This is a genomic window from Lutaonella thermophila (assembly GCF_055387725.1).
Window position 1 is genome coordinate 2,103,478 of record NZ_AP043783.1, and the last position, 13,135, is coordinate 2,116,612.

Annotated in this window: 10 protein-coding genes and 1 pseudogene; 2 read left to right on the plus strand and 9 right to left on the minus strand. The window is 34.2% G+C overall.

The window, feature by feature from the left end:
• The first annotated feature begins 2 nt into the window (after positions 1 to 2).
• The gene (locus ACZ5CF_RS09995; RefSeq protein ID WP_464579212.1) at positions 3 to 1,217 is read left to right on the plus strand and encodes a bifunctional alpha/beta hydrolase/OsmC family protein; all 1,215 of its coding nucleotides are present in this window, start codon (positions 3 to 5) and stop codon (positions 1,215 to 1,217) included.
• Here the strand turns inward: ACZ5CF_RS09995 and hisS are convergent.
• The 6 genes and pseudogenes from hisS to rpsF form a co-directional block, all read right to left on the minus strand.
• Positions 1,214 to 2,896, minus strand: a complete 1,683-nt coding sequence (gene hisS / locus ACZ5CF_RS10000; protein ID WP_464579213.1) for a histidine--tRNA ligase — start codon at positions 2,894 to 2,896, stop codon at positions 1,214 to 1,216. The genes ACZ5CF_RS09995 and hisS overlap by 4 nt on opposite strands.
• A gap of 78 nt (positions 2,897 to 2,974) precedes the next feature.
• Positions 2,975 to 3,445 carry a DUF6495 family protein gene (locus tag ACZ5CF_RS10005; protein WP_464579214.1) on the minus strand — a complete coding sequence of 157 codons (471 nt, stop codon included), beginning with the start codon at positions 3,443 to 3,445 and terminating at the stop codon, positions 2,975 to 2,977.
• Positions 3,446 to 3,511: 66 nt separating this feature from the next.
• Positions 3,512 to 6,686 (minus strand): annotated as a pseudogene (locus tag ACZ5CF_RS10010) (TonB-dependent receptor).
• 98 nt (positions 6,687 to 6,784) lie between these two features.
• On the minus strand, positions 6,785 to 7,237 hold the full coding sequence (gene rplI, locus ACZ5CF_RS10015; RefSeq protein ID WP_464579215.1) for a 50S ribosomal protein L9: 453 nt from the start codon (positions 7,235 to 7,237) through the stop codon (positions 6,785 to 6,787).
• Between the two features lie 14 nt (positions 7,238 to 7,251).
• Positions 7,252 to 7,551, minus strand: a complete 300-nt coding sequence (gene rpsR / locus ACZ5CF_RS10020; protein ID WP_464579217.1) for a 30S ribosomal protein S18 — start codon at positions 7,549 to 7,551, stop codon at positions 7,252 to 7,254.
• Between the two features lie 3 nt (positions 7,552 to 7,554).
• Entirely contained in the window at positions 7,555 to 7,893 is a 339-nt protein-coding gene (rpsF, locus tag ACZ5CF_RS10025; protein ID WP_464579218.1) for a 30S ribosomal protein S6, read from the minus strand.
• Between the two features lie 242 nt (positions 7,894 to 8,135).
• Here rpsF and ACZ5CF_RS10030 point away from each other — a divergent pair, with 242 nt between their 5' ends.
• Complete coding sequence (locus ACZ5CF_RS10030; RefSeq protein ID WP_464579220.1) at positions 8,136 to 8,828, plus strand: LytR/AlgR family response regulator transcription factor; 693 nt, start codon at positions 8,136 to 8,138, stop codon at positions 8,826 to 8,828.
• Positions 8,829 to 8,836: 8 nt separating this feature from the next.
• Here ACZ5CF_RS10030 and priA read toward each other — a convergent pair whose 3' ends face one another.
• The 3 genes from priA to nadC are packed head-to-tail and all read right to left on the minus strand — an operon-like array spanning position 8,837 to position 13,123.
• A complete protein-coding gene (gene priA / locus ACZ5CF_RS10035; RefSeq protein WP_464579221.1) occupies positions 8,837 to 11,293 on the minus strand; it encodes a replication restart helicase PriA in 2,457 nt (818 codons plus the stop codon).
• Positions 11,294 to 11,333: 40 nt separating this feature from the next.
• Positions 11,334 to 12,263: a YihY/virulence factor BrkB family protein gene (locus tag ACZ5CF_RS10040; protein ID WP_464579222.1), complete on the minus strand. Its 930-nt coding sequence runs from the start codon at positions 12,261 to 12,263 to the stop codon at positions 11,334 to 11,336.
• Between the two features lie 2 nt (positions 12,264 to 12,265).
• Complete coding sequence (gene nadC, locus ACZ5CF_RS10045) at positions 12,266 to 13,123, minus strand: carboxylating nicotinate-nucleotide diphosphorylase (protein ID WP_464579223.1); 858 nt, start codon at positions 13,121 to 13,123, stop codon at positions 12,266 to 12,268.
• Positions 13,124 to 13,135 lie beyond the last annotated feature (12 nt).

A 13,135-nucleotide genomic window follows, 5' to 3' on the forward strand; every position in this document is an offset into this window, starting at 1 on the left:
TTATGAGAAGTGATATCATTAAAATTGAAAACGCTAAGGGGATAGCACTACACGCTCATTTAGATTTACCAGCTAATAAAAAACCTAATTATTACGCTATTTTGCTTCATTGCTTTACCTGCAGCAGCAATTACAAAGCAGTAAAAAATATAAGTAGAGCGCTAACAAATAACGGTTTTGGGGTATTGCGTTTTGATTTTACAGGCTTAGGTAAAAGTGAAGGAGATTTTTCAGATAGTCATTTTTCTGCTAATGTTTCTGATGTAGAAACAGTTAACAATTTTTTACTAAATCAAAATAAAACGCCTTCTTTACTTATAGGACATTCTTTAGGTGGTGCTGCAGCAATTGTAGCAGCTTCTAAACTAAACAACATAAAGGCAGTTGTAACTATAGGTGCACCGGCAACAGTAAACCACGTTACAAAACATTTTTCTCATGCTTTAGATGATATAGAAGAAAAAGGAGAAATTAAAGTTAATATTGGAGGAAGACCGTTTAAAATTGACAATGATTTTGTTGATGATTTTAGCCAAACCAATCTGCCGGAAATTACAAAGAGTTTAAGGAAACCTATTTTAATAATGCATGCTCCTTTAGACACTATTGTAGGTGTAGAAAATGCTCGTATGCTTTATAACAATGCTCATCACCCAAAAAGTTTTATCAGTTTAGATCAGGCAGACCATCTTTTAACAAATCCAGAAGACAGTATTTATGCGGGTAATTTAATTGCTACATGGGTTAATAAATATTTGCCCTTTAAAGATAACCAGATGTTACCAACAAAAGGAGAGCAATTAGTAGCTCATTTAAATGTAAAAGAAGATACATATACAACCTACATTCAAACCCAAAAGCATAGTTTAATAGCCGATGAACCTGAAGATGTTGGTGGAGCAGATTTGGGCCCGTCTCCTTACGATTTGCTAAGTGCTTCGCTAGCTGCTTGTACAGTAATGACATTAAAAATGTATGCCCAGCAAAAAAACTGGTCTTTAGACGAAGTTTATACCTACATTACACACTCTAAAAAGCATAGTGAACATTTAGCTATAAATAACAAACCCACCAAAATAGACCACTTAGTAAAAAAGATAGAATTTGTTGGAGACTTAACTCAGCAACAAAAAGAACGTTTATTAGAAATTGCTGCCAAATGTCCGGTTCATAAAACCTTACAAAGTAATGTAGTTATAGAAACAGAGGCTTTTTAGTTAGGTAAAAAAACTTTTTCTAATTCAGAAAAATTATAGGTTTCTTGTGTTCCTGTTTCCATGTTTTTTAACACGAAAGTATTGTTTTGCAGCTCTTCTGTACCAATTAAAACTACTTTAGGTACATTACGCTTATTAGCATACTGAAACTGCTTTTTCATTTTTGCTGCATCAGGATATAAATCTGCTTTTATCCCTTTATTTCTTAAAAATGTTACCGCTTTTAAAGCTTGCAACGCTTCTGATGCTCCAAAATTAATAAACAAGACATCTAACGTATCTGAAACAGTTTCAGGGAACAGATTAAGCTCTTCTAAAGCTAAATATATTCTATCTAACCCGAACGATATACCTATACCACTCATTCCCTTTAACCCAAAAATACCGGTAAGGTCATCATACCTTCCTCCTCCTCCAATAGAGCCGAGCTTAACTTGTAACGGGGCAGCTACCTCAAAAATGGCACCGGTATAGTAGTTTAAGCCACGCGCTAAAGTAACATCTATAGTAACATTAGCGGTTTTTAATCCTAAGTCTTTAATAGTATTTATAATAAATTTTAAATCGGTTACTCCTGTCAATCCTTCCTGAGAGCTTTGTAGCATTTGCTCTAAATCTTCTATTTTTTTTGCATTGTCTCCAGAGAAGCTAAACAGTGGCTGTAGTTTAGTAATGGCCTCTTGCGAAATACCTTTGCTGAGCATTTCTTTTTTAACGCCCTCTTCACCAATTTTATCAAGCTTATCTAAAGCAACCGTAAAATCAATTAATTTATCTTTTGCCCCAATTACTTCGGCTATACCTGTTAAAATTTTTCGGTGATTAAGCTTAATCGTTACTCCGTTTAATTGTAAACTACTAAATACAGCATCATACAATTGTATAAACTCTACTTCTTGCCATAGTGAAGTAGAACCTACCACATCTGCGTCACACTGATAAAATTCTCTAAACCTTCCTTTTTGTGGTCTATCGGCTCTCCAAACCGGCTGTATTTGGTAGCGTTTAAACGGAAAATCTATCTCATGTTGGTGCATAACCACGTATCTGGCAAAAGGTACTGTTAAATCGTAGCGTAATGCTTTTTCAGATATTTGATATGAAACTTCATTAGATTTTCTTTTAACATAATCATTAACTATCTCTTTTATCAATAAGCCTATTGATTTATCTTCTAATTCTTTATTACCCCCCTTATCTGATTCAAAATATATTTTTATTAAATCTTTAATTAATTTTTCTTTTTGAGTAAATTCTAAATTTGTCTCTTTTGCAAAATCATACTCTTCAAGTATTTTACTACTAATACTTTCAAGGCCTTGATATGATATTGCCCCTTTGAATAAATTAATTTTAGTTTTTCGTCCCTTTAAGATTTTGCTTAATCTGTAATATTCTTGAACAACAAACTCTTTTATTCTAAAAATGTTATAAAAAAAATTCTCATCTACTTTAGATAGATAATCGCCTGAGTTTAAAATTTTAAAAATTAACCTATCGCCTTCTTCTCCATACTTTCCGGTTAACGTTTCTAAATTCTCAAACGATGGAGTCTCTATAGGCCTAAAACCAAATACCTCAAAATGTTTTTTTATGGTAGTAATTATATAGTTTCTTTTAGCAACTTCTTGTGGAGAAAAATCGCGAGTTCCTTTTGGTATGCTTGGTTTCTGGGCCATAAAATTCTGCTTTTGCTTTAAAATTTAAAAGAGAGTTATGCGCTAGCAAATATCTTAACTTTTGGGTGTTTTAAAAAATCAGGATAAGATTTCTTCGAACCATCGGTATAGCTCTCCTTTGGTAATTACTGCTCCTTTTTCTATGAGATTAAATTTATCTAAGTTTTTGTCTTCACTATATGCTTTAGAGGCTTGCATGATTTCTACGCTATCTGTCATAAAGTTTTTCTTAAACCACGCAAAACCTTCTTTTGTAGTTAAATCTATACTAGGGTTATTAACTCTAATAGCAATTAGTTTCATTTCTTTATCGGTTAAATGAAACAAATGCATTTGTTGTGCCGATATGTTTTCTAAGTATTTAACATTTGGTAAAACACCTTCCCAAATTAAATCGCTAAACACGTCTAGTTCTTGCTCTGCAACTTTAGGTTTTTCTTTTTTTATTTGCTCCCACTCATCGGCAGTGATAGATTGTGTAGCTAAAAAATTTATAAACTCTTGGTGTAGCTCTTCAAATTGCTCTTTTGTTAGCCTTCTGTACTTCATTTTTAAAATTTATGTATAAAAAAACCGCCCTATTTAAGGGCGGTTCAAAAATACTATTTTTTATGCTTAGTTAAAGGTGTAACGAACTCCAAATTGTGCTTGCCATCTAGATTGTAAGCTAGAGTCGTAACTAAATGTTTCTGTTAAATTAGGATCAAAAGTATATGTTGGGTTATTGTTGCTATCTACAGTTACTCCTAAAACTTGAGTGTTTGTAGGCTCTTGAACTACACCCCAATCTGAGTTGATTAAGTTTCCGAAGTTAAGAACATCTAAACTTAATTGTAGTTTGTTTTTATCTCCTAATTTAATGTCTTGTAAAATTTTAAGATCCCAACGACCTCTCCAAGGTGCTAAAGCAGCATAACGCTCAGCATATTTACCTCTGTTTTCACGTAAATAATCATCTTGCTGAATGAATGCTTCAAAAGCTTCTGCTTGACCAGGACCGCTAAAGTTCATTTGGTTAACCTCAGCTGCTGTTGGAATGTATAATAAATCGTTTATGGCAGAACCATCATTATTTAAATCGCCACCATAAATGTAGTTATAACGCCCACCTTGAGCATACTCAAAGAACGTAGAGATGGTTGTACCGGTTTTAAACGATTTAGAAATTACACCTATAATTCTGTGTGTATCTCCATACTTAGAGTACGATAAAACATCGGCATTGGCATTACCAACTACAGCATTAGCTACAAAGGCGTCTCCTGTAATTTCTGCTTCAATAGAGTTTACATCTTTAGAGTTTAAGTAGCTATAAGCTAAACTGGTGTACAGACCGTTATCAAATGTTTTTTGTGCTTTTACTACTGCATTCCAAATTCTTCCTTTATCAGAATTAGAGAATACGTACGCACTTGTTGGTCCGCCAAAAATTTGCGATTTATCTGAGTTTGAATACACCGGACGGTTATCTACCCCGTTTAATGTTTCTGATGGAGTGTTTAACCCCCAGTTTTGTACATGCGGTGCATTTAAATCTTTTGTGTATGATAGGTCTCCTGTTAAAATAACTCCGTTTTCCATCTTGTAATCTACCCCTAAGCTACTTCTCCATACTTGAGGCCACTTAAAATCTGGGTCTATTACTTGGTAGAAGAAGAAATCTACACCTTGTACTTGGTTACCTAACCACACAAATGGGAACCTACCTGTAAATACTCCGGTACCACCACGCACTTGGAAAGTTTTATCATTTCTAACATCCCAGTTAAATCCTAATCTCGGAGATACTAAAATGCTATTAGAAGGCATTTGCTCTGAATCTAAGAAAGTTTCTTCTCCGGTTTCAGGGTCATAGTACGTAATAGATGGAATGTATGTTCCGCTAGAGCCCCCTTTACGCTCTATGTTTTCACGAACCTTATCGGCTGTATCAAAGTATAAAGGCTTATCAAAACGAATACCGTAGGTTAATTTAAAGTTCTCGGTAGCATTCCACTCATCTTGTAAATAGAACGCTAATTGTCCAACATTAGTTTCTGCTAATGCCCAACCACCAGGATTTCCGGTTCCGTTTGCCTCTAAAGAGTTATGTGCTGCAATTGCATCATTAAAAATACCTTGGTAGAACGAAACTAAGTTTGCTTCGTTTGCAGGATTTCTAAAGTCTGCAATAGTACCTGTAGGGAAGAATGTCCCTATTGCTCCGTAAGCACCTAAGTTAAACGAGTTATCAAACTCAAACTTCTCAAACGATACACCAATAGTGTAAGTATGGTCTCCTTTAAAGAAATTCAAGTTGTTTGTAAACTGAAATACTTTTTGATCTAATCTGTTATGAATAGAAAACGGCTCATGACCGGCAATAATATAGTTAGAGCTACCATTTTCATCTAAAATAGTGATAGCCGGTGCCGGTGTAGAAAGCGGATTTCTAAAATCATCAAAATGAGTATAACCAATTTGTAATTTATTGGTAGCCTCATCAGATAATGTTGAGTTTAATTCTATTTGAATTGAATTGATACGGTTGTTAATTTGGTATCCTGCATTTTCAAACTGAAGTGTTGCTTGGCTTGGACCTCTAAATCCAAGAGCTGTAGGGTGAGCAGGCTTTTCTTTTGATGCATCTAAGAAATTGTAAATAATTGCTAAACGATTTTTATCGTTTATGTTCCAATCTAACTTAAAGATTCCTTTAGTAGACTCGGCATCGAAAGTAAATCCTGAATATCTTCCCGGATTATAAAAAATATCATTCCCTTGCGCATCTTGCCCAATTACAACTTGGCGTAAAATGTTATCAACTAACTGAAAATCTGATTCTAAAACACGAGATTCGTTAATTGCACCAGAACCTGTGTTAGGAACAAAGTTGCTACCAAGCTCTGTTAATTGATCTCTTTCAAAATTAGCAAAGAAGAATAATTTATTTTTAACAATTGGTCCGCCAACGCTAAAACCATATTGTTTTTGCTCTAAATCTGCTTTAAACACATCATCTCCTCTAACTTTTCCACCGGTCATATCTTCATTTCTAAAGAAACCGTATGCAGTTGCATAAAACTCATTAGTACCACTTTTAGTAACTGCATTTACAGATGCCCCGGTGAAGCCGGCTTGAGTTACATCGTATGGCGCTGTAGAAACTTGAATTTGATCTATTGCGTCTAATGAGATTGGTTGAGCGTTAGTTTGTCCTCCTGGAGTTGGAGCATCTAAACCAAATGGGTTGTTAAAAATTGCACCGTCTAACGAGAAGTTGTTAAACTGATCGTTTCTACCTCCAAAAGAGTCTCCGCTTGCCGTTGGCTCTAATCTTGTAAAATCTTTTGCAGAACGAGAAATTGTTGGTAATCTGGTTAGCTCTCTTCTACCAACACTTGTTTCTGCACCGGTACGATCACTACCAAAAGTACCTGTAACATCAGATGTTACAACAACTTCATCTAACTGTTGGCTGTCTGGTACCATTTTGGCATCTACGTTATACGTTTGTCCTAAAGAAAGGTACACATCGTTAATTTCTTGGTCTTTGTAACCAATGTAAGAAATGGTAATTTTATAGGGCCCACCTACACGAAGGTTTAGTAAGTTAAATCTACCGTCTTCGTTAGCAGGCTGTTCCGTAAGTTGTTCCGGTTGGGGTATGAACAGCTATTACGTTTGCCCCAAATAGAGGTTGGTTTTGTTCGTCAAGCACTACTCCTCTAATGTTAGATGTAGTAACCTGAGAGAAAACTGTACCTGCAAAAAGTAGTAAGCAAATACTGAAAAATAATTGTTTTTTCATACGTTGTTATGTTAGTTAGTAAACTGTTTTGCAAGGCAAAAATATAAAAAAAAGGCTGCCATATGGCAGCCTTTATATCAATTTAGTAACAAAGTTATTTACTTAGCTTCTTCTACAACCTCAAAAGGGAAGTCTATAACTACTTCTCTATGAAGGCGAATTTCTGCATTGTATTTTCCGGTTCTTTTAACTAAACCTCCGTTAATTTTAATAAACTTCTTGTCTATTTCGTGTCCTTCTTTAGCAATAGCTTCTGCTAAATTAACATTAGAAACAGAACCAAATAGTTTATTACCTTCACCGGTTTTAGCAGCAATTTTAATTTCAAGCTTTTTAAGAGATTCTGCTAATTTTTGTGCATCTTCTACAAGCTTTTTCTCTTTGTATGCTTTTTGCTTAAGCATTTCGGCTAAATCTTTTTTTGCCGATGGAGTAGCCAATACTGCTAAGCCTTGAGGTATTAAATAGTTTCTTCCGTAACCGTTTTTTACTGTAACTATATCGTCTTTAAAACCTAAGTTTTCAACGTCTGCTTTTAAAATTAGTTCCATAATACCTTAAGTGTTTATTTTAATAAATCTCCAACGTATGGCATCAAAGCTAAATGACGCGCTCTCTTAATAGCAGTAGCTACTTTTCTTTGATACTTTAATGAAGTACCTGTTAATCTTCTTGGTAAAATCTTACCTTGCTCATTAACAAACTTCATTAAAAAGTCTGGATCTTTATAATCTATGTATTTAATACCTGCTCTTTTAAAACGGCAGTATTTTTTTGCTTTAGTAGTCTCAATATTTAAAGGCGTTAAATATCTGATTTCTCCGTCCTTTTTGCCTTTTGCTTGTTGCTCTATTGTTGTTGACATAGGTTACGCTTTTTTGTTTAGTTTTTCTCTTCTTTTCTCTGCCCAAGCAATAGCATGCTTGTCTAACTTAACAGTTAAGTAACGCATAACGCGCTCGTCTCTTCTGAATTCTAACTCAAGTGGGTCAATAGCTTCTCCCGGAGCTTTAAATTCAAATAAGTGATAAAAACCACTTTTCTTGTGCTGGATTGGGTATGCTAACTTTCTTAGCCCCCAGTTTTCTTTAGATACAATCTCCGCACCTTTAGAACGTAAGAAATCTTCAAACTTCTTAACTGTCTCCTCTATCTGGCTCTCAGATAGAACGGGATTTAAAATGAAAACAGTTTCGTAATGATTCATAATATTAATTTATTTGTTAAATTTAAGGGTGCAAAAATAAGAATAATAAAAATATTAGCAAACCATATACTTTTTATTTTTAAGAAACGTTATGATAAAAACCCAAATGAAACAAAATTTTTGGTTGACCTACATTAAATGATTGTTGACAACATTTTATGGATTGTTCACATCTTTAATGACCGTTGAACGGATATTTTTGTTAAATTGCCGATGAAAACCTACAAACTTACCTTTTTGTTATGAAATTAAAGTGCATAATTGTTGACGACTCTACTATCCAGAGAATGGCTGTGGCAAAACTTGTAAACAACCATCCCTCACTTACATTGGTTGCCGATTACAGCAACGCTATTGAAGCTAAAAGCGGATTAAAAAACAACGCTGTTGACCTGATTTTTTTAGATATAGAAATGCCCATAGTTAACGGGTTTGATTTGTTAGAGTCTTTAGAGAGCCCTCCTCAAGTAATACTAGTAACCGGTAAAGCAGATTATGCTTTAAAGGCTTTTGATTACGACGTTACAGATTATTTACATAAACCTTTCACACAAGAACGTTTTGATGCCTCTGTTAGAAGAGCCATTGCTCACTATGAGCAGGCAAACAAGGTACAGGAAGACGACGACCATATTTTTGTAAAAAGCAATCTTAAAAAGCGTAAAGTAATTTTAAACGAAATTAAGTGGATTGAAGCTCTTGGAGATTACATAAAGCTAGTTACTAACGATGCTAATATTGTAATCTTATCTACTATGAAAGCTTTCGAAAAGCAATTACCTGCTGATCGTTTTTTACGAATTCACAAATCGTATATTGTTAATCTAGATAAGATTGAAAAATTTAACAGTAAGAATGTAGAGGTGCAAGGAAAACAAATTCCGTTAAGCCGAAACAAGAAAACTGAACTTGCTCAAGCACTTAACAACATTTAATTTATACTTTAAAAATAATCTACGTGATATATCACTCTTATACTTTTAAAGTGGGCTATTGCGTTAAAACTTTTATGCACTCTTAGCACAGCTGTCTTACACTGTTCTATATTTTTATTTTTTGGTAATTTTAATAATGTGTTTTTTAAATAGAAATTTCTAATCCTCCCAACAGGAGGTGCCTCGGGCCCCAAAACCGCATCACCAAAAACTTGGCGTAACGATTTAGTGAACCAAGCAGCACCTTCGTTTAACCTATTAAAATCTTTAGCTTTAAACGTAATTTTAATGATACGATGTATGGGTGGATATTTAAACTGTATCCTATCATTAATTTGGTCTGTGTACATCCCAAAATAATCTGAAGTAGTTACTTGCTGTAATATTTGATGATATGGGTTGTATGTTTGAATAATTACCTTACCTCTTTTTTGGGTTCTCCCTGCCCTACCCGCAACTTGCACCAGCATCTGAAATGTCCTTTCATGTGCCCTGAAATCTGGAAAATGCAGCAAATTATCAGCATTTAAAACACCTACCAATTGCACTTTTCTAAAATCTAACCCTTTAGACAGCATTTGTGTGCCCACTAAAATATCTATCTCTTGCTGCTGGAAAGCAGTTAATATTTTCTCGTAACCGTGTTTTCCTCTGGTAGTATCTAAATCCATTCTGGCAACTTCGTACCCCGGAAAAAGCTTTTTACATTCTTGCTCTATTTGTTCTGTTCCAAACCCTTTTGTATTTAACGTATTACTACTGCATGCCCAACATTGTTGTGGTACAGCTGTAAAATAACCACAATAATGACAGCGCAATTGGTTTCTGTATTGATGATAGGTTAAACTAACATCGCAATTTGTACATTGAGGCACATGTCCGCAAGTTGTGCACTCTATAATTGGAGCATACCCACGTCTGTTTTGAAAAAGTATAACTTGCTCTCCTTCTTGTAACGTTTGATTAATTTCTTCTAGTAATCTATCTGAAAAATGACCTTTTACTTGTTTTCTTCTGGTTTTATCTTTTAAATCTACCAACTCAATATCGGGTTCAAGCACATTGCCATATCTTCTGTTTAGCTCTACCAGTGCATACTTATTGTTTTTGGCATTGTAATAACTTTCTATTGCCGGCGTGGCAGAACCCAACAATACGTTGCATTTATTTTGAAGCGTTGCCAAAACTATTGCAGCATCTCTGGCATGATAACGCGGTGCTGGATCATGCTGTCTGTATGATGGCTCGTGCTCTTCATCAACTATTATTAATCCTAAATTAGAAAAGGGTAAAAACAGTGCTGATCTGGCACCTAAAATAATTTGTGCTTTGTCTTTATTTTGCAATACATTATTCCAGACCTCTACTCTTTCGTTTTGAGAATATTTAGAATGAAAAACACTTATGCTCCCCGAAAAATATTGCTGTAATCTGTTTATTAGCTGTGTTGTTAAAGCAATCTCCGGTACTAAATACAACACCTGCTTTTGCTGTTTTAATTGCTCTTCTATTAGTTTTACGTAGATTTCTGTTTTCCCGGAAGATGTAATGCCGTGCAATAAAACAACACGCTCTTGTTTAAAATTTTGTTGTATGGAGTTTAATGCTTCTTGCTGAAAACTATTTAGTGATTTTGAGGGTAACGTTCCAGATGATTGCTCACCAATTCTATCTGTTTTAACCTCATAAACTTCAATTATGTGTTTTTGAACTAATGCGTTGGTAATAGCAGCAGAGAAGTTTCCGGATTGTTGTAATTCTTTTAATTTAATTGGCTTCTTTGTTTTTGCGTTTAGCATAAAGAGCTGCATTACCATCTCTTTTTGTTTAGGAGCCCTGCTTAAATCATCTAATAAGGCATGTAATAAAGTTTCGTCAGCATATTTTTCGTGAAGCTTTACGTATTTAACAAGCTTAGGCTTATACTGTTCTACTACATTTTCTTTGAGCTTTATAACACCCTTAGCAAAAAGTTTGTTTATTACCGGAAGTACCGTTTTTTTATCTAATATATCCTGAACCTCATCTATTTTTAAAACCGATTGTTTTTTTAGCGCCTCTACAAGTAAAAATTCATCGTCTTGCAGTAAGGATTCATCAATTTCAGCCTGATTATTTTTTTCTATTAATGTTTCACTTTCTAACAAAAACGGGGTTGGAATGGCAGTTCTAAAAACCTCCCCTAATGTGCACATGTAATAATCTGCAATCCATTTCCAGTGTTGTAACTGAATGTTATTTACAATTGGCTGCTTATCTAAAATTTCATGAATTTCTTTTGCCTCATAATGTATTGGGGCATTCGTGTGAATAGTAATTACAAGCGCCGTATAAATTTTACGCTTCCCAAACGGAACGGCAATACGCATTCCAGGTTTTAAAAAATTGGCTTCTGCCTCTGTAATTTTATACGTAAAGTGCTGTTGTAAAGGGATTGGAAGAATTACATCTACATAATGCTGCATACTCCAAAGGTAAGGTTCTGTTTATGAACTTAAAAGTTTTTTAAAATCGTTTTCGCAATCTATTCATACTGGCATTTAATTCAAATCCTAACAATAAAATATTAGAGTTTAACCAGATGTAAACCATTAAAATTAAAAGTGCTCCGATAGAGCCATAAAGCTCATTATACTTGGCAAAATTATCTACATAAATACCAAATAAATACGTAGTTAAAACTATTAAAATTGTGGTTAAAGCCGCTCCCAACGAGAAAAACCTAACTCTGCCGTCTGATGTGCCAAAAAAGTATAAAATGGCGGTAGAGAGGTAAATTATAAGTACAAAAAACAGTAATCTCCCAATTTGAACGCCTAAATCGTCTCCTTTAACCACATCTACTTCGTTTGTTAATTCGCTTACGTATTGCGCTATATAAACTTCATAATACGTAAACCCGGCTACTAAAATGAGCATTAAGAATGCTAAAAGCAGTGCTACTCCCATGGCATACAGATACTGCTTTATCATAGAACGCGTAATCTCTACATGATACGAATACTCAAAACCTCCAAAAATTGCATTTATACCATTAGCCATTAAAAAAATTGATAAGATAAAAACCGAAGAGAGTAAACCTCCCCTCCTGTTTTTTACAATATCTTCTAAAATTTGCCCGAAAAAGTCGGCCGTTGTTGGCGGTAAAAGTCCTTCTATAAACTTTAAAAAATCGGTTTGAAAGCCGTCTATTGGGATATAAGGAATTAAATTAAGTACAAACAATAAAAAAGGGAAAATAGCCATAAAAAAGCTAAACGATATGGCACTGGCTCTAGAAGACAACGCTCCTTTGGCTATACCAATAACATACATCTCTACTAAATCGTATAGTGAAAGGCCTTCAAAAGCAGCAGGTTTTACTTTTTTTAAAACCTGAATGAGTTGTTTTATAACAGGTATTTTTTGCAGTTTTTCTTCTACTTCTTTGGTCATGCTTATACTGCTTTTAAGCTTAAATCTAAATTATAAACAGAATGTGTTAAAGCGCCGGAAGAGATATAATCTACTCCACACTCAGCATATTTTCTTAGAGTTTGTTCGTTAATACCACCGGAAGATTCTGTTAAACACTTTCCGTTTATTAAGGTAACAGCTTTTTTGGTGTCAGAATAATTAAAGTTATCTAATAAAATTCTGAAAACTCCCCCTGCATCAAGTATTTCTTGTACTTCTTGTAAATTTCTTGCTTCTACAATAATTTTTAAATCTTTATTCTTTTCTTTTAAATAAGTTTTAGTTTTTGCAATAGCTTGTGCAATGCCACCTGCAAAATCTATATGATTATCTTTTAGCATAATCATATCATAAAGTGCAAACCTGTGGTTTTCTCCTCCTCCAATAGTAACAGCCCATTTTTCTAAAGCACGAATTCCGGGTGTAGTTTTTCTGGTGTCTAAAATTTTAGTTTTAGTACCTTCTAAAAGCTTAACATATTTAGCAGTTTTAGTGGCAATTGCACTCATGCGCTGCATAGCATTTAGTACAAGTCTTTCTGCTTTAAGAATACTTTGTGAACTACCTTCTACATAAAAAACTATATCGCCATATTTTACACTATCTCCATCATTTTTAATTGTTTGCACTGAAAGATTTTCATCAACATACTTAAAAACCATTTTTGCAAATGCTACTCCGGCTATAATCCCCTCATCCTTAACTAAAAGTTTTGCTTTTCCGGTAGCATTTTCAGGTATACATGCCAAAGAGCTATGATCGCCATCGCCAACATCTTCTCTAATTGCATTTTCAATAATTATATGTAGTTCTTTCTCAAATTGTTCTTTAGAAATCATGCTAAAAAATTG